Origin of the sequence: Aliidiomarina haloalkalitolerans, from assembly GCF_003987315.1 — a bacterium.
GTDB classification, from domain to species: domain Bacteria; phylum Pseudomonadota; class Gammaproteobacteria; order Enterobacterales; family Alteromonadaceae; genus Aliidiomarina; species Aliidiomarina haloalkalitolerans.
Genome location: NZ_PIPI01000001.1, coordinates 183,693 through 210,147, shown reverse-complemented (window position 1 = coordinate 210,147; position 26,455 = coordinate 183,693). Strand labels below are relative to the sequence as shown.

General features: G+C 49.4%; 19 protein-coding genes and 1 other RNA gene. 10 read left to right on the top strand and 10 right to left on the bottom strand.

Annotated elements, in window-relative coordinates:
• Positions 1-210: 210 nt before the first annotated feature.
• Positions 211-1,143: an ATP-grasp domain-containing protein gene (locus tag CWE06_RS00995; protein ID WP_126790443.1), complete on the top strand. Its 933-nt coding sequence runs from the start codon at positions 211-213 to the stop codon at positions 1,141-1,143.
• A gap of 68 nt (positions 1,144-1,211) precedes the next feature.
• Here CWE06_RS00995 and ssrA read toward each other — a convergent pair.
• The 5 genes from ssrA to CWE06_RS00970 all read right to left on the bottom strand — a co-directional run bounded on the left by ssrA (position 1,212) and on the right by CWE06_RS00970 (position 7,073).
• Positions 1,212-1,564, bottom strand: a transfer-messenger RNA (tmRNA) gene (ssrA, locus tag CWE06_RS00990).
• Positions 1,565-1,653: 89 nt separating this feature from the next.
• Positions 1,654-1,959, bottom strand: a complete 306-nt coding sequence (locus CWE06_RS00985; RefSeq protein ID WP_126790442.1) for a YebG family protein — start codon at positions 1,957-1,959, stop codon at positions 1,654-1,656.
• Positions 1,960-2,087: 128 nt separating this feature from the next.
• Positions 2,088-5,105, bottom strand: a complete 3,018-nt coding sequence (locus CWE06_RS00980) for an ExeM/NucH family extracellular endonuclease (RefSeq protein WP_126790441.1) — start codon at positions 5,103-5,105, stop codon at positions 2,088-2,090.
• 170 nt (positions 5,106-5,275) lie between these two features.
• A complete protein-coding gene (gene wrbA, locus CWE06_RS00975; protein WP_126790440.1) occupies positions 5,276-5,878 on the bottom strand; it encodes an NAD(P)H:quinone oxidoreductase in 603 nt (200 codons plus the stop codon).
• 85 nt (positions 5,879-5,963) lie between these two features.
• Entirely contained in the window at positions 5,964-7,073 is a 1,110-nt protein-coding gene (locus CWE06_RS00970; protein WP_126790439.1) for a GNAT family N-acetyltransferase/peptidase C39 family protein, read from the bottom strand.
• Positions 7,074-7,268: 195 nt separating this feature from the next.
• Between CWE06_RS00970 and purM the strand changes: the two genes are divergently transcribed.
• Complete coding sequence (gene purM, locus CWE06_RS00965) at positions 7,269-8,309, top strand: phosphoribosylformylglycinamidine cyclo-ligase (RefSeq protein WP_126790438.1); 1,041 nt, start codon at positions 7,269-7,271, stop codon at positions 8,307-8,309.
• On the top strand, positions 8,309-8,965 hold the full coding sequence (gene purN, locus CWE06_RS00960; RefSeq protein WP_126790437.1) for a phosphoribosylglycinamide formyltransferase: 657 nt from the start codon (positions 8,309-8,311) through the stop codon (positions 8,963-8,965). Before purM ends, purN begins: the two co-directional genes overlap by 1 nt.
• Positions 8,966-9,041: 76 nt before the next feature.
• Here the strand turns inward: purN and CWE06_RS00955 are convergent, their stop codons facing one another.
• The gene (locus CWE06_RS00955) at positions 9,042-9,878 is read right to left on the bottom strand and encodes a DUF3108 domain-containing protein (protein ID WP_157981102.1); all 837 of its coding nucleotides are present in this window, start codon (positions 9,876-9,878) and stop codon (positions 9,042-9,044) included.
• Positions 9,879-10,097: 219 nt separating this feature from the next.
• Here CWE06_RS00955 and fadE point away from each other — a divergent pair, with 219 nt between their 5' ends.
• Positions 10,098-12,554 carry an acyl-CoA dehydrogenase FadE gene (gene fadE / locus CWE06_RS00950; RefSeq protein ID WP_126790435.1) on the top strand — a complete coding sequence of 819 codons (2,457 nt, stop codon included), beginning with the start codon at positions 10,098-10,100 and terminating at the stop codon, positions 12,552-12,554.
• A 289-nt stretch (positions 12,555-12,843) separates the two neighbouring features.
• Here fadE and CWE06_RS00945 read toward each other — a convergent pair whose 3' ends face one another.
• Both CWE06_RS00945 and CWE06_RS00940 read right to left on the bottom strand, forming a co-directional pair.
• Positions 12,844-13,419, bottom strand: a complete 576-nt coding sequence (locus CWE06_RS00945) for a thioesterase family protein (RefSeq protein WP_126790434.1) — start codon at positions 13,417-13,419, stop codon at positions 12,844-12,846.
• Positions 13,420-13,434: 15 nt separating this feature from the next.
• A complete protein-coding gene (locus CWE06_RS00940; RefSeq protein WP_126790433.1) occupies positions 13,435-14,367 on the bottom strand; it encodes an isopenicillin N synthase family dioxygenase in 933 nt (310 codons plus the stop codon).
• A 266-nt stretch (positions 14,368-14,633) separates the two neighbouring features.
• Between CWE06_RS00940 and CWE06_RS12560 the strand changes: the two genes are divergently transcribed.
• From CWE06_RS12560 to CWE06_RS00925, 3 genes are all read left to right on the top strand, one after another.
• Positions 14,634-18,593 carry a S8 family serine peptidase gene (locus CWE06_RS12560; RefSeq protein ID WP_126790432.1) on the top strand — a complete coding sequence of 1,320 codons (3,960 nt, stop codon included), beginning with the start codon at positions 14,634-14,636 and terminating at the stop codon, positions 18,591-18,593.
• Positions 18,594-18,696: 103 nt separating this feature from the next.
• On the top strand, positions 18,697-19,140 hold the full coding sequence (locus CWE06_RS00930) for a hypothetical protein (protein WP_126790431.1): 444 nt from the start codon (positions 18,697-18,699) through the stop codon (positions 19,138-19,140).
• 23 nt (positions 19,141-19,163) lie between these two features.
• Positions 19,164-19,634 carry a hypothetical protein gene (locus CWE06_RS00925; RefSeq protein ID WP_126790430.1) on the top strand — a complete coding sequence of 157 codons (471 nt, stop codon included), beginning with the start codon at positions 19,164-19,166 and terminating at the stop codon, positions 19,632-19,634.
• Here the strand turns inward: CWE06_RS00925 and rrtA are convergent.
• Together rrtA and CWE06_RS00915 are read right to left on the bottom strand one after the other, a co-directional pair.
• Positions 19,567-20,172 carry a rhombosortase gene (rrtA, locus tag CWE06_RS00920; RefSeq protein WP_126790429.1) on the bottom strand — a complete coding sequence of 202 codons (606 nt, stop codon included), beginning with the start codon at positions 20,170-20,172 and terminating at the stop codon, positions 19,567-19,569. The genes CWE06_RS00925 and rrtA overlap by 68 nt on opposite strands.
• A 3-nt stretch (positions 20,173-20,175) precedes the next feature.
• Positions 20,176-22,632 carry a S9 family peptidase gene (locus tag CWE06_RS00915; RefSeq protein WP_126790428.1) on the bottom strand — a complete coding sequence of 819 codons (2,457 nt, stop codon included), beginning with the start codon at positions 22,630-22,632 and terminating at the stop codon, positions 20,176-20,178.
• Between the two features lie 315 nt (positions 22,633-22,947).
• Between CWE06_RS00915 and CWE06_RS00910 the strand changes: the two genes are divergently transcribed.
• From CWE06_RS00910 to rnhB, 3 genes are all read left to right on the top strand, one after another.
• Complete coding sequence (locus tag CWE06_RS00910) at positions 22,948-24,504, top strand: AbgT family transporter (RefSeq protein WP_126790427.1); 1,557 nt, start codon at positions 22,948-22,950, stop codon at positions 24,502-24,504.
• Between the two features lie 124 nt (positions 24,505-24,628).
• Positions 24,629-25,795 (top strand): acetylornithine deacetylase, encoded by a 1,167-nt coding sequence (gene argE, locus CWE06_RS00905; protein ID WP_126790426.1) that lies wholly within the window; start codon positions 24,629-24,631, stop codon positions 25,793-25,795.
• A gap of 18 nt (positions 25,796-25,813) precedes the next feature.
• A complete protein-coding gene (gene rnhB / locus CWE06_RS00900; protein ID WP_126790425.1) occupies positions 25,814-26,392 on the top strand; it encodes a ribonuclease HII in 579 nt (192 codons plus the stop codon).
• Positions 26,393-26,455: the final 63 nt, after the last annotated feature.

Below are 26,455 nucleotides of genomic sequence, written 5' to 3'. Positions count from 1 at the left end.
CTATCCCCTTATTAGCGCCGTTTGAACGTGGCGAGCATTCGCTATTCCGATGCTGCCCGCTTGCACTATTGTCACGCAAAGGATCGGGTATGCCAATTATTTTCCAGTGCTTAGCACTAAAAAGCCCAAGCTATAACGTTTTGCGATTGATCAAAGTGGCCACAAGCGCTGTAATAGTGACGAATCAGACATTAGACCCACGAGGCCGCTATGAAACCGATTGTTGTTATTCACGAGAATGAAGAATGGCTTGTACCATTGCGCGAAGCCTTTAAACAACGCGGTGTAACAGCCACCGAATGGTTTCTAGATACAGGTGTCGTGCCGTTTACCGAACAACCAGCCGATGCGGTGTATTACAACCGCATGAGCGCTTCGTCGCATACCCGCGGCCACCGTTTCGCCCCAGAACTCACTAAAGCGGTTTTGACTTGGCTGGAAAACACACAGCGCACCGTTGTTAATGGCACTGATGTTCTGGCCCTAGAAATCTGTAAATTGTCGCAATATGCAGCACTACAAAGAGCTGGACTACAAGTGCCAAAAACCCATGCAGTTGTGGGTAAACAACACCTTGTCCAAGCGGCTGTTGACTTTAACCATTGGCCTCTTATCGTCAAACCAAATCGGGGTGGTAAGGGATTAGGCGTGCAACGCTTTAACCATGCCGATGAATTAGCCACTTATGTTCAGCGCACTGATCTTGATGAACCGCTCGATGGCATCTGGTTATTACAAGAATACATTCTCGCCAAACAACCGGTTATCACGCGCGCAGAATTCGTTGGCCAGCGCTTTATTTACACGGTGCAAGTTAATACCGAAGAAGGTTTCGAGCTCTGCCCCGCCGACAGCTGTTCAATTGAAGATCAATTCTGCCCGACCGACCAAAAGTCGGAAAAGTTTAATATCACGCATCGCTTTGATGATCACCCAATCATCCCTGCCTTAGAAAAGTTCTTGCGTGACAATCAAATTGGCGTTGCCGGCATTGAGTTTATCGAAAATGCAGATGGTGATTTATTCGTTTATGACGTCAATACCAACACCAACTATAACCAAGGCGCTGAACAACGCGCCGGTGTTGCTGCCACAGGCATGGGTTCGTTGGCTGACTATTTGATTGGTTTAGCGCGCGAGTAACGCCGGCTCTGAAGCCAATCTAGCACAAATAAAAAAACCCGCACCTTTCGGTGCAGGGTTTGTTTATTTGGTGGAGCTGGCGGGATTTGAACCCGCGTCCGCAATATCGCCACCCTCGGTCCTACATGCTTAGCCGTCTCTTTTAGTTAACGTTTGAAGCGCCGAGGGGCAGGCTTTTCAAACGCGAGTCCGATTGGTTTTAACGTCTTGGCTCCGGACGAAGCCGCCACGCGAGTCTGTAAAGATGACCATCCGAATCCCGTCTTACAGACAAAGCGCGGGTGGATGGTTAGCGGGGATTAAGCCGCTAAAGCGTAGTTGTCGTCGTTTGCAACTATAAGTTTGAGGCTTTTTACGAGGCCAGCCTCACCTCGGCATGCACCTTGAGCTTTATATATCCCGTCGAATCCTAATCAGCCCCTGATGTTGAAAACAGTATAACCGTTCTACTGCTTAAACGCTATGTAAATTGCGTTCTTACCCCATTAGATATGGGTAAATCTAAATAATTCAAGCCGCCGCTGAATTCTTTTCCTCTGCAGGCTCTGCTTCTGCTTTCGGCGCTGCTTTTGCCTTTTTCGGCTTCGCTTTCTTCGCACCTAGCGCAACTAAAAGCTGCTCGCGTTCTTTCGCTAAAAACATCGCAAGGTCTTCAATTTGTTGGTCGTGACTGCACAGTTCGCTGCGTTCTAATAACGGCATGAGCTCTTCAGCCATATCCAACATTTTGTCGTAGGCGTCAGCTTCGGCCTTGGAGGTAAAGGTCATTTTCTGCTCCCCATTGCGAACTACGAGATATTGCGTGACAACTGCCATGCTTGCCCCTTTTGTTAATTTCTGAATACTGGCTATTTATACAGTATTCGTTGTCACAAGACAAGAAAAAAGCGAGGCATTTACGCCTCGCTCTTTCTTCACTACTTAGTTTTCACTACCGATATGACTTAACGGCGCTGGCCTTGGCCAACGCGGCAATTTGGCAATGGCAGTGCTTTACCACGCGGATGCGCTGGACGATTCGCCTGACCTGGTGCGCAAGCGAACGTGGTGTTCAACTCAATCACTAACGGATCATGGTCTGAGCTTGCAAACGCATCTGGGCTATAGAACTCAGTAGGCTGCCACAGTGAGCTCGACGGTAACCGTTCGCTGTAACCAAACGCTGGCGTTTCATCAGCATTGATTTTCCAAGAACGTGCATCGAGGACGTAACCAAGGAAGTCAGCGTTGGCAAACGCATGATCCAAGCTACCCGCTTCACCCATAAAGGTATAGCTATACACTTCTGGGCTATTGTCATTGGCATGAATAGCAAGGTTAGTCCAACCAGCAGCCATCAAGGTCGTCAGTGGATCTTCCATGGCATACGCATTAAAGTCACCAAGAATAATCTGCGCACTCACGCCCGTTGCCGTTGGATCCGTTGCTAACCAACGGTCTAATGCGCCAGCAGACTTCGTCCGCCATTCGTTCCAACAACCTTGACCATCGCCATTATCACTGTTGGCACTTGAGCCTGATGGGCACGAACTCTTCGCCCGCAGGTGCACCGCGACTGCAGTGAATGCAAAGCCATTCGGAGTCACAAACGTTTGCGCTAAGGCTGGACGCTGACGCGAGTCGTCAAAGTCGGGGTCGACCGCAGCTGTTAATACCGCATAATCACCGAGCAATTCCACCCGACTGCTGCGGAAAATAAATGCTGGCTTAATGGCGTCCGTACCAAGGTAGCCAGTTGCCAAATAAGCCCAGTCGTTGTGCGCATCAACAGCATTTAAACGCTCAACCAACATGGCTAAGGTCGCGTCAGTCGCATCGTTTTCAATTTCCGTTAAGGCAATCACGTCGGCCTGCAAACCAGAAATTGCAGCGCTGACTTTTGCCAATTGACGATCAAGCTCATTGGCGTTGGTTGCACCGCGACAGCCAAGTGCGTTCGGCCCACACACTGCGCCCGACTGGGTTAAGGTTGCGAACAGGTTTTCAACGTTGTAAGTGGCAACACGGAAATCACCTTGCGCATTCAGCTCTGGTGTTTCCAGACGCGGATTCGCATCAGTGATAAACCTCGGGGTGGTCTCGCTGCGTAAACGATACGCACCAAATGCATAACCCATCACCGCTTCGAAACCTGGCTCAATTAAGAAGCCGTTACGAATTGGGTTGGTTGCCGACAGTTCGCTCACGTTATCTGCGCCGGTCATGAACGGCGTGCGATACGAGCCACCACGGGCATTATCGATGATTAAACGGTTTAGCGTATTGGCTTGCGCTTGTGCACGCACGTCGTCACCCGGCACCGCGACTTGAGTCGGTGCAAATAAACGACCATTCGAAACCGTAAACTCACCGAACCGAGCCACGTTGAATACGTCAGAAACTGTTAATTCTTGGCTTGTTGTAACCAACATACCAGCGACTGACTCGAGATCAAGTAAGCCGTCCACCGGTAACTCAACAGCAACTGGCGTCACTTGCTCAAGCTGGTAAGAGCCACAAACCGCAACGTCAGTGACGTCTTGAATTTGCGTATGACCAAAGAACTCACTCACGGTACCAGCAACCCGCACGCGATCACCAACGCCGACATGCACACCGAAACCGTTGTCGTAAACAAACACACCTTCTGAGGTCAGCGGGTTATCGTCATGATGTTGATCCGCTTCCTGCAGATAGAATCCACCTAAACCACCATTAAAGGTGTCTTGGAAGTCAGCGATAACAATCGCTTCCACCTGTACAAATGCTCCTTGCATTGGGCTTTGGAAACCCGCGCCTTGAATTTGGTGAATGCGGTTTACTTCGCTACCACATTGGAACGTGGCAAAGTTGTTTTGAACGTCCGCTGTGACTTCGAAGTTCGCTAAGCGCCAAGTGCTGCAGTTACCTTCGTCAAACGCATAACGAAACGCAATATAAGCTTCACCTGATTCTTGCTGTAAGGCTTCAAAATCGCCAAAGCGAGTCGGCACATTGTTACTGGTGAAATCATCACGGGTAATTTCTGCTAGCAAGGTCCACTCGCCTTGGTCAATGACACCAGAGCCGTCGTATGAGGTTGAGTAGTACACTTCCAAACTATTGGTGCCACCGGCAAAGCCGCGGGCTACGTCGAATGCCACGCGCTCGCCCGTGGTGTTGTCGAGATTAAAGGCCGGTGAAATCATCCAGCTCTCGCTTTCACGGCAGCTGCCGCCGACAAACGAGCTCATGTTCACGTTGGCAAACGAACCGTCCCAGCTCCACTGATCGGTACCATTCAAAGTGACTGTGCTCCAACCGCGCGCAAACGGGTCATCGGCGAAGTCACGGTTGTACACGGTCATGCGCGTTAAGCTTTCAAAACTCACGCCTGAAATCAGGATATTGTCTAAACGATTATTCCCTGATGCGGCCGTTGCACCATCGAAGGTCACGCGAATATAAATCACGTCTTGATCGTTTAACTCGGTAACGTCAGACAAATCATACGACAGAGAAATAAAGCTGTTATTGCGTTCAACATGCTGTGCGAACTCTTGGTAGTTCACACCGTCAGTCGACCACTCGAGAATACGCGTGTCAAAACCTGTATTAGTCGACCGCCAACCGTAACTGAAACGAATATCTTGAAAGCCAACGGTGCTTGCTTCAAAAATGACTTGCGCACCGTTATTCGACAATCCACTACCGGCGACAATCGACAATGACTGTCCAGCAGGATAACCATCGAGGCGATTTTGCGTGCTGCCAGCAAAGCTTGCTAACGTGCGGTAAACACCATTGTCGTCAAGCTCTTGGTCAAAGTTTTGCAGGTACAACAAGCCTTCGCCAACATCCGCTTGCTGAGGGAACGAACTTGGCGTAAATCCATTCGTACCATTAGGAAGTTGATTCGAGTTTTGTGCCCAATAGGCGATGGGTGTTTCCGCCCACGAGGGCAACGTGAAACACAAAAGTACAACTGCGATGAGTAATCTCATGACAGGATTTTCCTTGTTTTTATGGTTGAAGTGTCGAGATAGTAACCGATCATGGTTACAAAAAGGTGACAATTCTATAGGGATCTTCCCTCTAAAACCTTATAACAAACGTCATGGTTTGATGATTTATTGTGCGGTTAACACACTGTGAGTGCAGTTGCTGTCAACATTTAAGGTTGACTCAGTTTCTTGGCGATCTTCGCTAAATGCTCGCCTTGGAAGCGCGCACCGGCAAGTTCTAACTCGGATGGTTGGCGTTTACCGTCACCACCCGCTATGGTACTTGCGCCATAAGGGCTGCAGCCAGTGACTTGGTCTAATGCCATTTGCCCGGTGAAGCTGTAGGGCAAACCAACGACAACAAAACCAAAGTGCAGAAGTACCGTGTGGAAATTCAGTAGTGTGCTTTCTTGGCCGCCGTGCTGAGTGGCACTGGAGGTAAAAACCCCAGCGGCTTTGCCAATAAGCTCGCCATTTGCCCACAAGCCACCACATTGATCGAGAAAGTTTTTCATTTGTGCGGCCATCATGCCAAACCGAGTTGGCGCACCGAACAAGATAGCATCGTACTTGCTTAACTCTTCTGGCTTAGCAATTGGGGCTTGCTGATCAAGGTGATAGCCCGAGCGTTCTGCAATCTCACTTGGTACCAGTTCCGGGACGCGTTTAATATCAACTTGCGCCCCTGCTGCTTGCGCGCCTTGGGCAGCGGCATAGGCCATTTGCTCAACATGTCCATAGCTTGAATAATACAGAACTAAAATTTTTGCCATGGCGCATGTCTCCCGTTAATTTTATTCCATAATCTGATACGACTGACGCTCGCATGATTAGACGAGCTTTGCAAGCCAGAGCTCGTTATCCGATTGCTTCATCACTGAGGACAATCGCCGTACGCAAACGCGAAGCGCCATATGCAAACGCCTTCTCGAAGGTACTTCGCGGAATCGGCAAATATTGGCGTTCAGTCATCGTTTGCCATGGCAATAAATCATCATCAGGATCGTTGATATACACGTACTCGTCGTCGATTGCAGTAATGAGCACCCAGTGTGGCGCTTTCGAACGGTCAAACTGATAGGTACTAATTAACGCGATAATCAATCGGCCGTTTTCTAAATCCTTGGCCAACAATTTCAAACTATAATCGCGCACTTTAATTTTTACGCCCGCAGCTTTCAGCGCCGCAATGTCGACTTCTTGCACCCGACTCATCACTTGACGCTTTTCTTCGTTGCGCACCGAGTCAAGTAACACAGGTCCCGCTTGACTACTCCAAACCGTGACTCCGAGACCACGTTTAAGTGCCGCTCGAGCTAACCCATGCGGCCCACAGCCACCGTGACCGGAAGTCATATAAATAGTCGTCGCTTCCCGCCAGATTTCAAGTTCTTCATGTTGAGGTTGTGTTACCGGCTCACGAAACCACGCTAATGCCATCAGCAAACTCGCCGGTCCGCAGGTAAACGGTGTGCTTTGTGTGAGGTGGGGAACAAGACGCGGGACGCGGGACGAGTCAAAGAAATGCAATTGCTTTTGTAACACCAAGGCGTCGGAGTGATCGTCGTAATAATCGCTACGCAAACCTAAGTGGACAAAGCCAAATGCATGAAAAAAGTCGAGGACGTCTTGTTGATCGGCTTTCACTTCGGTACGCAGAAACAAACAATGTTCATCTTGGCCACGTTGAATACACCAAGCCATGAGCGCACGCCCATGCCCCTGCCCTTGAAATTCAGGCGCGACAGCGAAAGAGTACAAACGACAAAGCTTCGTGGCTTGGCGAAATAGTAAAATGGCATAACCAATCACTTCGCCGGCGTTTTCTACCACCACAAAGTCAGCGTGCTCGTGCTGAATGAAGCGCCGAAAACTGCGTTTACTCATGGCATCATAAGGGAAACATGCCAAATCAATGGGTAGCAATGCAGCAATATCTTTGCTTTCGGCGGGGCGAATGACGGCCATTAATGTCCCTTGGGTGAAGTCAAAACAAGCGTTGAATGACTATTGGACGCTCTTTTTACGAGTGCGGCAAGAGGTCGGATGAAAAAATTTCTCTTTTCGATTCAAGTACTGCCCCGCTGCTGTTAAAATATGCGCCCGACACAGCCACTTGCCGCTTGGCATACCCGGCACACCCAGCCTTAAAGAGGACTCGTCGTGAACGAACAGAAACCTTCCCTCAGTTACAAAGACGCTGGCGTCGATATCGACGCAGGTAATGCATTAGTACAACGAATCAAAAACGTGACCCGGCGCACAACTCGCCCAGAAGTCATGGGTAGCATTGGTGGTTTTGGTGCATTATGTGAAATTCCAGCCGGTTACAAGCAGCCGGTACTGGTTTCCGGTACCGACGGCGTGGGAACCAAGCTCCGTTTAGCCATCGACCTCAAAAAGCACGATACCGTGGGTATTGATCTGGTCGCCATGTGCGTGAACGACCTCATTGTGCAAGGGGCTGAGCCATTATTCTTTCTCGACTACTACGCGACCGGCAAACTAGACGTTGACGTTGCCGCTGACGTCGTTGCTGGTATCGGGGAAGGCTGTGTGCAATCAGGTTGCGCGCTCATTGGTGGCGAAACCGCAGAAATGCCCGGTATGTACGAAGCCGGTGACTACGATTTAGCCGGTTTCTGCGTTGGTGTTGTCGAAAAAGCTGACATTATTGACGGTAGCAAAGTTGCTGCAGGCGACGCTTTAATTGCTGTTGCTTCAAGCGGTCCACACTCGAATGGCTATTCACTGATTCGCAAAGTGATTGAAGTTGCCAACGCCGACTTAACGGCTGATTTTCATGGCAAGCCACTCGCTGACCACCTGATGGCGCCAACACGCATCTATGTGAAGCCGGTCCTTGAACTGATCAAGCAAGTGAATGTGCACGCTATTTCACATATTACGGGTGGTGGTTTCCAAGAGAATATTCCACGCGTATTACCAGAACACTGCAAAGCCGTGGTTGAACGCAGCAGTTGGCAGTGGCCAGTGATTTTCAGCTGGTTACAAGAAAACGGCAATATCGCGCGCGAAGAAATGTTCCGCACCTTTAACTGTGGTGTCGGTTTGGTCATCGCCGTACCAGCTGAGCAAGCTGACCAAGCGGTAGCGATTTTAAATAGCCAAGGCGAAAACGCATGGGTTATTGGTACTGTCGCAGACCGCCAAGGTGACGAAGAACAAGTTGAGTTTGTTTAATGACCACACAACACAAAAAACGCATTGTCATTCTCATTTCTGGTTCTGGCAGCAACATGGTGAACCTTGTTGAACATTGCCAAGCCGGGCGAATCAATGCCGATGTCGTTGCCGTCATCGCCAATAAAGCTGACGCCGCTGGCCTAGCTAAAGCGGAAAAGCTTGGCGTGGTCACTGAATGTGTCCCCCACCACGGTTACGAAAGCCGCGAAGCATATGACCAAGTATTGGTTGAGCGAGTGCAAAGCTATCAGCCGGATCTGGTTATCCTTGCTGGCTTTATGCGTATTCTCACGCCGATTTTTGTCAGTGCCTTTGCCGACCGGACGTTGAATATTCACCCCAGTTTGTTACCGAAATACAAAGGTATGCACACGCACCAACGTGCCTTAGACGCGGGTGACACAGAGCACGGTGTAAGTGTCCACTTTGTCACTGAAGAGCTAGACGGTGGTCCGGTCATTTTACAGGCAAAAGTACCAATTTTCGAAGGCGATGAGGTCGAAGACTTGCAAGAACGGGTGCACGAGCAGGAGTATCGTATTTATCCGCTGGTCGTGCGTTGGTTCTGCAGTGACCGTTTGCGTTTACTGGATGGTAAAGCTCATCTTGATGGCGCAGGACTTAGTCCACAAGGCTATGCGTCGGACGAATAGGCATCGGACGAACAGGCCTCGGACACATTAACCAAGCTAATAAACCGCGCTCCGGCGCGGTTTTTCGTTTCACAGGCTAGCGTTCATCGCTAAAGCGCAACTTCGTCAGGTTCACTTGCGCTTGCTCTTTGCCACCTTCAATTTGCTGCATGCGTACCATGGTGTAGTTTAATTTTGGCGCGAACCAAAAGTAGGTTTGCCGACGATCATGATCACGAACCCGACTCACACGAATGACTTCCTGGTTTTCGCCGAGTACCCGAATCGACTCGCGGCCATCAACAGCAAACTCATAGGACGTGTCGCGGCCATCTTCGTCAATGAGAAAATATTCAAAATGGTCTTCCGCACCAATGGCGACATCAATTTGTAACTGATGGAGTACCGTATTGGCATCCAACAAATCATCCCGCCATTGGGCATGAATTGCGTCACCATTATCGTTGCGTAAATACTCATTCTCGCGATTAAACGTGACCGCATAGTAACGATTCGACCCAGTGCCACGCCGCTCATACACATAGTTCAGCGGTTGTACCTGGCTACCCGATAACTGAAAAACCGAATCGTTGTATCGACGGTCAGAGAGAAATAACAGCGACGCTTCGGTATTGGTGTGATATTGCCACATCCCCTCGTCGGTTTTCTTCAACTCTCGTAATGCGGTACCGTGGGTGCGCCCCCGGCGACTAAGATCATACTCTGCACGATAAGCTCGGGTAATTTGCTGCGCCAATTGCGCCGCATGGTGCGCATCCTGTTCTGCAGACGTGACCGATTCCATTCCAGCTTGCTCGCTCGCTGGCTCTTCCGCATAAACCACCATCAGCACCGAAAACACCAAGAGCAAGACGGCAACTGCAACCGCAATGATGCTGCGAATAATTGCGTGGCGAACTTTAAATTGATCCATATACACCCTTTCCTGACTATGGAAATTTAGAATGTCAGACTCAGAGCCTCGCCGCAAGTTCAACCGCGCTGACATTCGTTGACAAAGCAAGGAATGAATAAACAGCGCAACGATGTGTGAAATAGCGAACGAACTGCACCCTTTCACCACTTGCAAATTGTTGCGATTTGTTCTAATTTTAAGGATTACTGGTCAGACCTCAAACCTCAGGAGAATAACATGAGTGTCGCTATCTGGTGTATTGCTACCCTAATCGTGTTGGGAGCGCTGTTATATCACCGTGTATCGCTACGTACGTTCACGCTCGGTGTCATTGTTTTACTCGCCGTTGGCACCTTAGCCAACATTTTTTCGTGGGTACCTTGGCTGATCGCCGCAATTATTTTGCTGCCGCTTAATCTTACTTTCATTCGCAAAGGTGTCATCGCCAAGCGTATTCTTGCAGTTTTCCGTAAAATTATGCCAGAAATGTCGCAAACAGAGCGTGACGCGCTTGAAGCGGGCACAGTCTGGTGGGACGGCGAGATATTCTCAGGTAAACCAAACTGGAAGAAGCTGCACAGCATTCCAGCCGGCAAACTAACTGCCGAAGAGCAAGCTTTCCTTGATGGTCCGTGTGACGAAGTTTGTGCCATGTTGGATGACTGGAAAGCCACCCACGAATTGGCAGATATGCCTGAAGACGTATGGCAATACCTGAAAGACAACAAATTCTTCGCCATGATCATTAAGAAAGAATATGGCGGTCTTGAGTTTTCAGCCTATGCCCAGTCGCGCGTGCTGCAAAAACTGGCAGGCCATTCAACCATTTTGGCAAGTACCGTTGGTGTACCTAACTCGTTAGGCCCAGGTGAATTGCTCCAGCATTACGGCACCAAAGAACAACAGGACTACTATTTACCGCGCCTTGCAAGCGGTGAAGAAATTCCATGTTTTGCCCTCACCAGCCCAGAAGCTGGGTCCGACGCTGGTTCAATTCCAGACACAGGTATCGTTTGTAAAGGCGAGTGGGAAGGCAAAGAAGTTGTTGGTATTCGTCTGAATTTCAACAAGCGTTACATTACGCTGGCACCGATTGCCACCGTGGTTGGTTTAGCATTTAAAATGTACGACCCAGACGGCCTCATTGGTGACCAACAAGACATCGGTATTACCTGTGCCTTATTGCCGCGTGATATCGAAGGCATGACCATTGGTCGTCGCCACTTGCCACTGAACGTGCCATTCCATAATGGTCCAATTCAAGGTAAAGACGTCTTTATCCCAATGGACTTCATCATTGGTGGCCAAGCCATGGCCGGTAAAGGCTGGCGTATGCTCATGGAGTGTTTGTCGGTTGGCCGCGTGATTACCCTCCCGTCAAACAGTGCCGGTGGTGCGAAGTCATTAGCCTTGGTAACTGGTGCCTATGCGCGTATCCGTCGCCAGTTCAAGTTACCGATTGGTAAAATGGAAGGTGTTGAAGAAGCATTGGCACGCATTGGTGGTAATGCCTACTTAATGGATGCGGTGACCAAGTTCTCAACTGCTGGCTTAGACCAAGGCGAAAAGCCATCGGTTATTTCAGCAATTTCAAAATACCACATGACCGAAAAGCTGCGTCAATGCATGAACGACGCGATGGACGTGCATGGTGGTAAAGGTATCTGCTTAGGTCCAAACAACTACTTAGGTCGTGGCTACCAAGGTACGCCAGTTGCGATTACCGTTGAAGGCGCGAATATCCTGACTCGTAGCTTAATGATTTACGGTCAAGGTGCGATTCGTTGTCATCCATACGTATTGGAAGAAATGGAAGCAGCTGCCGTTCCAGGTAAAGAAGGTCTCGATCGCTTCGACAAAGCACTGTTCGGCCATATCGGTTTTGTGTTCAGTAACTTTGTTCGTTCACTTTGGTTAGGCTTAACCGGAGCACGCTTTACTGCGACCGCTGCAAACGACAGCACTGCTCATTACTATCGTCAAATGACCCGCTTCAGCTCGAACTTAGCGCTCATGTCTGACGTGGCCATGGGTGTGTTAGGTGGTGAGCTGAAACGCCGTGAGCGCTTGTCGGCGCGTTTAGGTGACATGCTCAGCTACTTGTTCATTGGTTCTGCAATTCTCAAGCGCTTCGAAGACGACGGCCGCCCTGCTGCGGATCTGCCACTCGTGCATTGGGCCATGCAAGATACCCTCAACAAACTGCAACAAAGCCAGCTTGAGTTCCTCGAGAACTTCGGTGGCATTGGTTCCGTGTTGAAAGGCATCATGTTCCCATTCGGTCGCATCGTGAAAGCACCAAGCGACAAACTTGGTCACAAAATCAGCCGCTTGCTGATGGAACCGAACGCAACTCGTGAGCGCTTGGGTGAAGGTCAATTCCTCTCTGAGCGCGGTCCATTTGGTTATGTTGAGCAAGTATTGCGTGACATTATCGCCATTGAGCCGTTACACGACAAAGTTCAGAAAGCTGCAGGTGAGCGTTTACCTTTCATGCGTTTACATGAAATTGGTTTGAAGGGTAAAGAGCTTGGCGTGCTGACCGACGAAGAAGTTGAACTGTTCAAGCGCGCTGAAGAAGGTCGCTTAAAAGTCATTAACGTCGACGACTTCGACCCGGCCGACTTACTTGCTGGCCAAGCTGCGCGTGACTATGCCCTAGCCCAAGTGGGTAAAGAAAAGTCCGTGGCTTAATGACCGGCGGTCATCGCGACCGCAGCAAGTCCAAAAAACAAAAACGCTGGCAGTGAAAACCGCCAGCGTTTTTTTATGCGCAAGGAGTATTGGTACGGATGATTGGCGCGGGTTATTGGCGCAGGCTATTGGCAGAGCTGATTAGAAAGTAAAGAAACCGTAAACCAAGTCGCATTAATACCAAATTACTTTAAAGTTAGTTCTGCCGATCGCAATCAATCGTGCAACCCTGATTCGCTTGTCCAGCAAGCGATTATTTACGCCCCAACCTTTGGGGCGTTTTTTTTATTTACGATTCGCGCGGTAATTCGCGTTGAATTTCGCGATCTTTGCGAGCCTGAGCAGACAAAGCGTCGAGCGTTTGGCGCCATGCTTCTACCCACTCTGGTAATGCTGGCGACTGCAAGTGTCCTTGCCCCGTTGCAGCAATCAAATCTTCTGGGCTTAATCCGCCCTTTTTCTTGCTCCAAAACATGCCGCGCACCACAATCAAAGCGGCAACACGGTTTTCATGGTCGAGAATCTTGTGCTCAAGAAACGCCCACTTTTCATCCCATCCTAACAACCGGGATTCCACATAAAAGCGATCGAATGCTTTCAACTGACGAATAAAGCGCGCGTTCACATCACCGATTACCGGAATAAAGCCTTGCTTACGCGCAACATCCCAAGCGCCACTGCGAAAAAACCAGTCGACACGACCAAGGTCTGCGAAGGTCAAATAGCGACCATTATTCACATGCATATTCAAGTCGAGATCGTTTGGAAACACCCTAGAACGAACACGGAGCGTATCAAACGCTCCGCATTGAGGCTGTTTCCGACGTTGGAATAGAATCCAAAACAATCGTAACAACAAATTCATGGCTGCAAACCTGCTTTATTTAATTAAACCGATTTCGCGTAAACGCTCCATCAAGTAGTCATCAGCAGTGATCGGTGGCCATTTCGCTGGGTTCTCGTCACTCACGCACTGTGGTAATGCTTCAATCATGACGTCTGGGTTAAAGTGCAAGAAAAACGGAATCGAGTAACGCGACACTTCATTGTATGGTGCCGGTGGGTTAACCACACGGTGCGTTGTTGACGGTAACAAGCCATTGGTCAAACGCTGCAACATGTCGCCGACGTTACAAATGATGGCGCCTTCGAGAATCGTCACTGGAATCCACGCACCCGATTTCGACATAACCTCTAAGCCCGGCTCGCGTGAACCAATAAGCAGTGTAATGACGTTAATGTCTTCGTGTGCTGCTGCCCGCACTGAAGGCGTACCTTTATCCACAATTGGTGGGTAATGGAGTGGGCGCAGAATTGAATTACCTTTGTTCACACGCTTACGGAAATAATCCCGCGGCTGCCCCAGGTAAACCGCAATCCCTTCCAGAACTTGGTTACCGAGCTCGTCTAAAGCACTGAACAGTTCTGTCATGGTCGCCTTAAATGACGGTAACTCTTTTGGCCAGACGTTCGCGACTAACTGTGGGTATTCATCGCTATTTTCAACTTCCCGACCCACATGCCAGAATTCTTTTAAATCGACGTGTTTCGCATCTTTAGCAATTTCCGTTCCGAATGGCGTATAACCACGTGCACCACCTAAACCCGGCTTATGATATTGCTTCTTCACATCTTCAGGTAAAGCAAACAAATCACGCGTGGCATCGAGTGCCTGATGAATCGTGCTCGCTGGAATTCCATGGTGTGTTAAAGCAACGAAACCGTTGACTTCATAACCTTCACCAATGCTTTGAACAAACTTATCGAAATCGGTTTTGAAAACCGACATATCTACATGTGGAATAGATTGCATTGACTCTGACCTAGTTAATTGACTCAAAACGAATGCTACAAAGATACTGTTCTTTAAGTTTAGTTACCTTAGCCGACTCGACTGAGAGTTAAACCCGTAATGAATCCGAATTTTTTGCACTAAAGTATCCAGACTTAGACGTTAATAATTTGTAACATTTTAGCTGCATAAGTTGTTTCGATTTTAACACAACTTCGATTAGTATCGGTATGAATGGAACAATTTTTTAATGTTCCATACTTCGCACCAACAACAGGAAAATAAAAATGACTATAAAGTTCAGACCAAATCTGAAACTGAGTCTCGTAACCGGAGCTGTGCTCTCGGTTGTTTCTGCTGGGGTATACGCAAGTGGTATTGAGCAAATCAAACCACGCGACGGCTTTATGCCGACTGAAATCGTAAGCCCAACAGTAGATAAAGCAAAAGCACTCAGTACTCAGGAATTCCGGGAAGCTAATTACCTGATTATCGAACTTGAGCACGCACCAATTGCGACCTATCGCGGCGGCGTTCAAGGTTACCCTGCTACTGCACCGCGCGCGGGCATGCGCCCAATCGACATCATGTCGTCTGCTGCAACCGCAAGCTATCAGGAATTTCTCCAACAGGAACAAGCAAACTTTGTCAGCCAACTTTCCGCTGCAATTCCTGGCGTAAGTTACGTTCAAAGTTTCCAAGGTATTACCAACTCCGTTGTGGTGGAAGTACCAAATTCTGCCAAGGCGCGCGCTCAAATCGCGAGTATGCCTGGCGTGAAACGCGTTTACCAAAACGAACGTTTCTTCCCGCAAATGGATGCATCAAACAGCTTGATTAATGCAGAATTTGCGTGGGAAATGGTCGGAAGTCGTGCCGAAGCCGGTCAAGGCGTGCGTGTTGCGATTATCGACAGCGGTATTATCCCAAATCACCCGATGTTTGCTGACGCTGGCTTTACCGCGCCGGAAACATTGCCTGGTAATGACTACTGTGCCACCACAGAACCAACGTTCTGTAACGACAAACTGATTGTCGCGCGCAGTTTCCCACCAAGCAACCCTGGTACATTGCACCCGCAAGAAACTGTAACGCCGCACGACCTTAGCGGTCACGGCACCCACGTTGCTGGTACCAGTTCTGGTAACTTGGTTAGCACCACTTATGAAGGTGCAGCGTTAAGCTTCTCTGGCGTTGCGCCGGGTTCGTACATTATGGCTTATAAAGCCTTGTTCGTCGGTGCTGATGGCCGCGCCAGTGGTTTCAGTAACCAGCTTGCGGCAGCTCTTGAGTATGCGTTCCTTGATGGCGCTGACGTCATTAACAACTCATGGGGCGGCGGCGCTGGTAACCACCCGTCTTCAAGTGTTTACACACCTATTTTTGAAGCACTTGAAAGCCTCAACGTGGTTGTTGTGACCTCAGCCGGTAACTCAGGTCCAGGCGATAAAACGATCGGCTGTCCAGCATGCGCTGAGTCAGGCTTAGCCGTTGCTAACACCCAAACAGGTCGTACGTTTGGTGCCGAGATGCAAGCTTCGGGCATGACCTACAGTGCCAATATCGCGAGTGGCAACTTCACCCTCGATCCACCAGTGACTGCACCATGGACACCGGTTTCTGCTGGCTTACCAGCGGAAAGCACCAACACTTTAGCGTGTGAAAGCTTTGGTGATGATGCGTTGTTTGACGGTCAAATCGTACTCGTTCAACGCGGCGAATGTACCTTCGAAATGAAAGCGACTAACGTCCAAAACGCTGGCGCAGTAGGTTTGATTCTATACAACAACACCGCTGGTGCCTTTGGCGTAACTATCAATGACGGTACATTACCGACTGTAGCTATCACCCAAGAAGCGGGTGAAGCACTCATTGATGTATGGGAAGAAGGCGATACTGCGACCTTGAATCCTGCTCAGGCCATCATTAATCAGAACAACGTCGATATCATGGCCGCTTCAAGCTCACGTGGTCCAAATGGCGACGCTTCGTTCCTGAAGCCTGATCTCGCTGCTCCAGGCACCAATATTCTGTCTGCTTACAATACAGCGTCAGGCTACGGTGCAATCTCTGGTACCAGTATGGCAAGCCCGCATGTTGCCGGTGCTGCTGCGTTATTGCGTCAGTTACGTCCAGAACTTGATGCTTACCAGATCAAGTCCGTATTAATGACGTCGAGCAACCCAAATGTACGCATGCAAAATGCTGTCGACCGCGCAACTCCGTTTGCTATGGGTGCAGGTCGCTTAGACATTCAAGCAGCGTTAGGTACAGCGATTGCGTTCGATACCGCATCATTGGCAGCAACTTCATGTTCGCCAACGTGCTCATTCGACCGCACTATCACTAACCTGATGGGTGAAACGACCGAATGGAGCTTCAGCTTTGTTCCTTACGACACCAACCTCGACGTTAGCTTTGACGTGGATAGCGTGACCATTGACGCCAACGGCGAAGCTGAAATCAGCATCACTGTTGACACCTTGTACGCACGCGAAGGTTGGAACTTCGGTCACGTCGTTGCTGAAGACCTGTCAGGTAACTATGCGACTGCCATCGTTCCGTTTGCTGTTCACGCAGTGAAATCTGACGATTCACAATTAGTCTCAACTGCGGTTACTTCTGGTGCCGTTGTAACGGGTGAAACAGTCTCTGTCAGCTCGCGCGTGAATCGTGAAAACCTCGAAGGCGAAGTCAGCATTACCGTTGAATTGCCAGAGAACGTGGTCTTGCTTGCTGACAGCATTGACGCTGTCGAAATCAATGCCAACCGTTCGAGCATGGAAGTTGCTGCCGACCAGCGTTCATTTACCTGGGTGGGTGAACTCGTTGAAGGTACTGCGTCAACTAACTTCACAGCCGCAACCTTACCTGCATCATTGAATGGTCTCTCGTTGACTGAGATCCTTGCAAGTCCACCGCAACGATTCAACTGTGACGCAGGTTGTGACGATCAGCGTTTAGGCCTGACGGTTAGCTCCGTTGGCGGCATTACCTACAACGGTGTCAACTATGGCCAAGTTCAAATAAGTCCAAATGGCTTCTTGAATTTCGGTGACCAAAATCATAATGGTTCGTTCATCCCACAAACCATGCCTGATGCAACGCCGCCAAACAACGTCGTCGCGCCGATGTGGGCTGACTTTGCCTTAGGTGGCGATTTAGGTGGTAACGTCTACTTTGCGGTATTTACGTTGAGTGGCCAATCGTGGTTAGTCGTCGAGTGGAATGAAATCCGTTATTGCGAAGGTTGGACACCAGAGACTGGCTGTATTCCTTCTGATGATAAGTACTCATTCGCATACTGGACAAATCTAGATACTGCCGAACATTACTTCAATTACATCAGTGTTCCGTCAAGCTTACCAAGCGAAGCGACCATTGGTTTTGAAGATGTCACTGGTACTGTCGGTTACACGCACACTGGTTCAGTAACGGCTGGTAATGCATTCCAGTTAAGCATTACGCCTGCTGACTCATATGTTGAACTTCACTATGACGGTACTGCTGGTCTAATGGGTGTTGCACCGACCTTAACTGCGGAAGGCACACCAAACAGCCCAGTCAGCATCGACTTTACTGAAGGCTTTACTGCAACGTCTGACCGTGGTCTAAGCACCGTCACGGTAGCCAACGCAGGTATTGAATACTCAGCGTTTGCGCCAGTCGTTAACAGTGCTGGTGAAACCCTGTCTGCGGAAGTCATTGCCCAAGCATCACAAGGTTCGGCAGCCGCAAGCAACGGTGAACTGACCTTCACTCCTGCTTCTGGCCGTAGTGGCGACTTCACCTTCAGCTATCGCATTGTCGATGAAGAAGGTCGTTTCACTATGCCTGGTCAGGTTACTGTCACTGTAACTAACTCAGCGCCGGTTGCAGCAGCGTCTGCTTCAGCAGCCACTGCAAGTGCTGGCGATCAAGTTAACCTCAGCGCAGCGGGTAGTTCAGACCCTGACGGTGATGCACTGACTTACACTTGGCGTCAAGTGAGCGGGCCTACAGCACAGATGAGCAATACGACTTCAGCAACTGCTAGCTTCATTGCGCCGAAGTCAAACTCAGCTGCAACTATGGTGTTTGAAGTCACTGTCTCTGATGGTGAACTTTCAAGCTCAGCGCAAACTTCGGTTGAACTAAACCGTTACAGCAGCAAGAAGTGGTACGAAGGTAGCTTCGGTGCTCTCATCGTCTTACTTGGCCTACCACTTGTTTGGTTACGCCGCCGTAAAATGGTGAAAGTTGCTTAAGTACACTTTAAGTACAATTTAAGTAAAGACGAATAAAGGGGCTTGCGAGCCCCTTTTTATTCAGGTAAACCTTGAACGAGACAATGACGACAAGGAAGAAATAATGATGAAAAATATCCTCCAACCTGCTCTAACGTTAGCCACCGCCATTCTTTTGTTAACTGCCTGCGCGCCTGCTCCGGAACAGGAAATTGCAACGGAACTCGAAGAACCGAGTTCGATCAATGCGGAAACAATTCAAGAGCAACGCAGTGCGCTCGCTGCAGAAATTTTCACCTTAGTGGCGACCCCATTTGCGGACCATCCCGACCAGTGTCGTGCACTTGAATTTGGTGTCAATGCATGCGGTGGCGCAGCAAGTTGGTTAGTTTATTCAACTGACGTCACCGACAGTCAGACACTCACACAACTTGTAAACGACTATAATGAAGTTGATGCCTTATACAAATCATCCGTTGCAGCGGTATCTGATTGCGCCGAATTACAACAGATCCAACTGACGGTGCGGGCAGGCATCTGTGCTGCAACCACGCTAGCAGTGGAGTAATTTACATCGGCAAGGAGAACATCATGCGTTGGAAAACTAGTTTTGGATTACTCATCAGTGCGACCGCTGCGCTCAATTTGATGGCGTGCAGCGACCAGATGCCGGTAAACGGACAGCAAGAAGAGGTGACCGAAGTGCACGAGGACTCCGAATTAAACAGAATTACGAGTGAGCAATTGCAACAGTTAAACGAAACGATCCAGCGTTTGGTTGCAACACCAACTGCCAGTTCAGAAGCGTCCTGCCAAGTTGTTGCTTTCGGCAGCAAACCCTGTGGTGGACCCAGTGCATGGCTTATTTATTCACGTGAAGTGACCGATGAAGCGCAGCTGTTACCCCTGGTAGACGAGTATAACCGGCTAACTGATCGCTATAATCAGCAGGAAGGTTTGATGTCAGACTGCGCCGTCTTACCCCCTATTCAACCTAAGTTGGAGAATGGCGTTTGTGTCGCCGATAGCGGCGCACCGCAATCCACGCTAGAGCGACAATAATCCCACTGACCACGCCCCAAAAGTGCGCCGCAACAGCTAGACCACTGGTGTCCGCGGCGCCAATGGCTATTGGTCCTTGCCACATTTCCCAGCTTACTTTCGCCACCATGCCGACGAGCAATAAGTAGCCAAGCCGTATCTTACGTTGGATATCAAGGCAAGCGCCCCAAGCAAAGATACCGTAGAGTACCGCCGAGAAACCAACGTAGTACTGCATAGACGGCGCAAAGTAATACATCGCTATGCCAATCAGTAGCGTTAACGTCCCGATCAAAATAGCATAGCGCCAGCTCGCAGCATGCTCAGCAAAAAGCAAATACATAACCCAAATACCGGCAACGTTAAGGCCTAAATGCGACAGTTCAAAGTGTAACAATTGACCACTAAATAAACGCCACCACTCTCCCGCTGCTATTAGGTCGCTTTGATAGCTAAGCAAGTCGTGAGCCCTGTCGGGTAAACTATAAAAAAGAACCAGCAGCAATGACATCATTGCTGCTGGTACTAGATACTGCCGCTCAAGAGGCAAATGAATCACAGTTTAATTCTTCTCAGGATACAAGTAGTCCCACCACTCTGGTTGGCCTTTCAAGTGCTTATCAAACCAAGCAATGTAGGTCGCCCACCAGTGGAAACGTGCGTCACGACCAATAATGTGGTGATCCTGCCCCTTGTACTCAACCAGTTCCACTTCTTTGTCCAAAAGCTTCAGCGCGGTATACATAATGTGACTTTCACCTGGCGGCACGTTCGTGTCCGCATCACCGTGAATCAGCAGCATTGGCGCTGTTACTTTGTCTGCATGGAAAACCGGGCTTTGTTGCGAGTAAAGCTCAGCGTTATTCCAAGGGAAGCTACCTTTGCTGGCTTCACCTGAATATAAAAAGCCCCACCAGCCATGGCCCCAATACGAGGTGATATTAGAAATACCTGCATGCGACATCGACGCAGAGAAGATATCGGTCATCGTCGCTAACAGCATGGTCATGAAACCACCGTAAGACGCGCCTAAGTGACCAACACGCTCAGCGTCAACAAACGGATGCGCAGCAAGGAACTCCTGTGTGCCCTGGATAATATCTTCGGCTGTATATTCACCCCAAGCGTTCACATGACGCGCTGAGAACTCTTGCCCGTAGCCGATTGCACCCGTCGGTTGTAGCACGTACACCACATAGCCTTGGTGAGCCCACAAATTAAACGGATAACGACCGGTAAAACCGCGTTGCACTGGCGTTGTGCCACCATAGTAATACACGAGCGCTGGATATTGTTGCTCCGGGTCGAAGTTATGCGGGTAATACACCCGACCGTGAATCTCATCGCCATGACGGTTGGTGAAATTCCACTCTTCAACCGGTGTTATATTGTGTGCTTGGAACGCTATTTCTGCACTGTCCCACAGAGTTTCTAAGCGACCTTCTTGCAAGTTCAAACTAACTACTTTTTGTGGTGAGGTTGCACCACTTCCAGCAATCACCAGGGTTGGTAAGGCAGACTGACTGTGCGTGACATTTGCGACCACTTCAATGTCCGTGCTCACGCGAATAAAGCGCGAGTTACGCGGATCGAAGCGGTACAGTTGTGTGCCATCACGCTCCGTCACACGTAGTAATAATTGGTTATTGCCGAGCACGCTAACACTGCTAATTGCAGGATCAAATTGACGACTCAAGGCGGTCACATTCAAGTTGGCATCTAAACGATAGAGTTGTCCGTCGTAATTGTTTGTCAGCAGGTCATCGCCTAAGCGCGGATCGCGTCCGGCATGGTCAGCAAATTCAGGACCAGCAACGACATAAATGCCCTCTTCCCCATACACTGCCTGGTTAAACGTTCTGTGAGTACCCAAGTCGCGTTGCTCGCCACTCACTGCGTTGACTTCCAAAAGCTTGACAGCAAAGTGCGGCGGTGCCGCGTAGTCGACTAAACGCGTACTGACCAACATCCGCTCACCATCGCGATGAGTATCGTTCAGACTATGACCCGAACCACCAAAGGTGTGCTGTTGAATGACACCCGTCGCAACATTGAGTGAATAAACTTGTGATACATTGCGGAAGGTTGACCAACGGTCTTCCAGCGCTTGATAACGCTTGCTCAGACCCGAGTCATTTTCGGCGGATTTAGTCCAGTTAAACACTAACGTACCATCGTTCAACCAACGCAAGCCCGACATACCGCGTTGTTCAGCAGTCAGGGTTTGCACGCTCAGATCTGTTAGGTCTAAAACTTCAATTTTATTGCCACTAATATAGGCCACTTGATGGCCCGTCGGATGCCAACTAAATTGGCCGGCATTAGCGTTCTGCCAGCGATACACCACACGGTTATTGCTTAAGTCTTTGATCACGAGTTCGTTCTGCGCCGTATTTCCGGTTGTCGGCGTATAAGCACTCTCACGCCAAACCAAATAACGACCGTCAGCAGACATATCTAAACTTCCAACGGTTGGCGCATCGAACATAGTTTGTTCGCTTAAACGCCAATCTGTTGGCCATTGAGTCTCAACTGCATCGTGTTCCGCTTTACCCTGCCACTTCAAACCAAAAGCAGACCAGTCTTCGACGCCCTCAACCAGAATGACTAACTTGTGGTCACCCGTTTGCAAGTTCAGCTCAACGCTATCGCGGCCACTTGCGACACGGCTGCCATTCAGGTACACGGACGCATGTTTCGCACCATTCACGGCGATAGTGCCACGCGTAAAACGGTCGACGCTGAGGGGTAAACGCAGGACACTACTTTCACCACTGACACCGTTCGCCAGTGTCGTTTCGCTCGCGCTATAGTTAGCCAGCCATGGTCTAACCAAGCTATCACGTAATGCATCGGCTTGGTCCGAGTCACTGACCTGGACTTGCACAGGATGCACGCGAACATCTTGCTGATTAATTTCGATATCCGCTGCTGACACTGCCGCCGACGTAAATAATCCAGTTGCGGCCAAAGCCAAGGCAACACCGCGCAATGAATAGTGTGAACCTGAAATTCGCATAGGGAACCCTTGTTGAAGAATCTATAATTTTTAATTCGCATTTATCTTACACATTTCTCGCCTCAAGGGCAGTTTTAAGCGCCTTGAATACGATAAAACAGCGCGCAAATACGACTATTTTAGGAAAAAAATTTGCTGATTCGTAATTTCACAAGCAACAAGGCTACCGATCCACGCTTTAAGGATGTATGCTAAATGCGATTTTTGCTCGATAAGCAGTCAAAACGTGCGCTAAGTCGTCATTTAAGCTGCTGAATTTCTCGAGCTCACGCCAATAAACACAACAAAAACAGTGGTTAACCACGGGGACATGTTATGAGCGCTGACGGTAAAGTCAAGGACACAGAAAACGGTCTGCTCAACCGTTTACTCAATAAAATCGAAGTCATCGGCAATAAACTTCCTGATCCAGCAGTTATGTTCGCTGGGTTGTTAGTGATTGTCTGGATTCTGAGCTTAATTTTTGCCCAATTTAGTTACAGCGAAATTGACCCACGTACTGGCAATGAGATTATTGTTAATAATCTGCTAGCACCGGGGGCACTTGCTAATTTCCTCGCCACTATGGTGACCACGTTCACCTCGTTCGCGCCATTAGGCGTGGTCTTGGTGGCTATGCTCGGTATCGGTGTTGCAGAACGCAGCGGCTTTATCAATGTCGGTATTAAACTGCTGTTGAATAACACTGCGAAGTTCCTCTTAACACCTATTCTGATCTTAGTTGCGATTGTCAGCCACACGGCAGTGGACGCGGGTTACGTCTTGGTTATTCCACTTGGTGGTATTATCTTCTACGCAGCCGGCCGCCATCCTCTTGCCGGTATCGCTGCTGCATTTGCTGGTGTGTCGGGTGGTTTCTCGGCGAACTTTGTACCGAGCGCCATCGACCCTATGCTACAAGGGATTACCCAAGAAGCTGCGCGGCTCTACGACTCCACCATTTTGTTGAACCCGTTAAATAACTGGTACTTCACGGCCGCTTCGAGCATCGTCGTTGTCCTAGTGGGTTGGTATCTAACCGATAAGGTCATCGAGCCACGCTTAAAAGGCACCCAAATCGACGGCGATCCTGAAGAAATGCCGAAGATCGAAGAAGTGTCACCGCAAGATCGCAAAGCATTTGGTTTTGGTGGCTTGACCATGATTGCCGGTATCGCTGCACTCGTTGCTGCAACTTGGCCGGAAACCTCAGCACTGCGCTCACCTGAGGGTGAAATTGCTGCGTTTGATGCACCGCTGATGCAATCGATCGTACCGATTATCTTCCTACTATTCTGGGTACCAGGTATCGTCCACGGCTTCGTTGCTGGAACGTTCAAAGAGTCAAAAGACGTCATTATGGCGATGTCGAAGACCATGGAAACCATGGCCTACTATCTCGTCATGGCATTCTTCTGTGCGCTCTTTATTAAGGCATTTGGCGACTCGAACCTTGGTATTCTGCTGGCCATGAAAGGTGCTAACTTCTTGCAAGCCATGGCCGTTCCGGGTCCAGTGACGCTAGTTGGTATTATTATATTGGTGGCGATTATTAACCTGTTCGTCGGTTCTGCCAGTGCGAAATGGTTATTGATTTCACCAATTTTCGTACCCATGCTGATGCAACTGGGCATCTCGCCAGACTTAACGCAGGCCGCTTACCGTGTTGGTGACTCGGTCAGTAATATCATTACACCACTGCTACCTTACTTCCCACTCGTCGTTGTTTACTGTCAACGCTATGTGAAGAGCACAGGTATCGGTACTCTTGTATCAATGATGTTGCCGTACAGTGTGGCCTTGGGTGTCATTTGGACTATCTTCCTCCTGCTCTACTGGATGATCGGTATCCCACTTGGTGTTCAAGCCAATTACATTTATCCAGCTGGTTAATTACTGCACCTTATAACCTCTGGTTAAAAGTTATACAAAAAGGAGCTGAACTCTTCGCGGAGTTTAGCTCCTTTCTTTTCTGCGCCATGGTAAGATGTACCCTTCGACTTGCTTAGGAGTTTTTATGCATCGCACTTTGCCTTCGTTCATGGACATGTACCGTGATTTAATTGCTGCGCCTTCTGTCAGCTGCTTGGAACCGACTTGGGATATTTCCAATCGCCAAGTCATCGAGTTGCTGGGTATGTGGCTCTCAAGCTTAGGCTTTCATGTCGAAATACAAGAGCTTGAGCGCCAAGCGGGCAAGTACAATCTATTAGCAAGTATCGGCCCTGAGCCAGTCGACAGCAGCGCTGCTGGCTTATTGTTATCGGGCCATACTGATACAGTACCCTGGGACGAAGGTCGCTGGACGCGCGATCCGTTCACCCTCACCGAAGCCGATGGCAAGCTTTTCGGCCTAGGTAGCGCAGATATGAAGGGCTTCTTTGCTTTTGTCATCGAAGCCGTTCGCGATCTTGACCTCAGCAAATTAAAAAAGCCGCTGCGAATTCTAGCCACAGCCGACGAAGAAACGTCTATGGCCGGTGCCCGTGAATTACATCGCTTTGCCAACTTAAAACCAGAATACGCGGTCATTGGCGAGCCGACGAATATGGTGCCAGTGCGCATGCACAAAGGTCACTCGACCGACTGTATTCGCATCACCGGTAAATCAGGCCACAGTTCTAACCCAGCCGCAGGTATCAACGCGATTAACATTATGCACGAAGTGCTTGGCTCCCTGAAAACTCTTGAGCAAAGCCTGAAAGACAAGTTTCATGAGCCCGCGTTTGAAGTCCCTTATCCAACCTTGAATTTCGGCCACATCCACGGCGGCGACGCAGCGAACCGTATTTGTGCCTGTTGTGAGCTCCACATGGACATGCGGCCATTACCGGGTATGCGTATCGATACACTCAATGACATGCTTCACGGCGCATTGGCGCCCATTCGAGAGCGTTATCCGAATGCACTCGACATTATCGCCATGCATGAACCAATTCCTGGCTATGAAACCAAGGCTGACGCTGCCTTAGTGCGGCTAGCTGAAGCAATTAGTGGCCAACAAGCAGAGCCAGCCAACTATTGTACCGAAGCACCATTTATTCATGACCTAGGTTGCGAAACGATTGTTATGGGTCCGGGTTCTATTCGCCAAGCCCACCAGCCGGACGAATACATTACCTTGGCGGAAATAAAACCAGCTCAGCAACAGTTGCGTGAACTGATTGTGAAAACCTGCTTTTAGAATAATAAGGACGAAAACGTGTCAGAAATACAACGCCCTCTGCTAACTTGTGGAGTCGACGAAGCGGGTCGCGGCCCAATCGCTGGGCCAGTTATTGCTGCGGCGGTCATTCTTGATCCAAACAACCCGATTACCGGGATTACTGACTCGAAAAAGCTCAGCGAGAAAAAGCGCAATGCACTGAACCTCGAAATTCGTGAAAAAGCGTTATGTTGGTCGATAGCCCACTGTAGCGTCGAAGAAATTGACGAGTTGAATATTCTGCATGCAACCATGTTAGCTATGAAACGTGCTGTCGAGTCCTTGCATCAACGTCCAGAGCTAGTGTTGATTGATGGCAATCGGCTGCCGAAACTTGCGGTGCCTGCCGAAGCCATTATTGGTGGTGACCTAAAAGAAGCCTGTATTGGTGCAGCCTCAATCTTAGCCAAAGTCGAGCGGGATCGACAAATGCTCGAGTGGCACGAACTTTACCCACACTACAATTTTGCCAAACACAAAGCCTACGGTACCGCCGAGCATTTAGCTGCATTGAAAGAACATGGTGTCAGCCCGATTCATCGCAAGAGTTTCCGCCCGGTTCGTGATCTTCTCTAGCCGCAGAGATTAAACACAGGACAACATAAAAAAAGGGCTATGCTGAATCAGCATAGCCCTTTT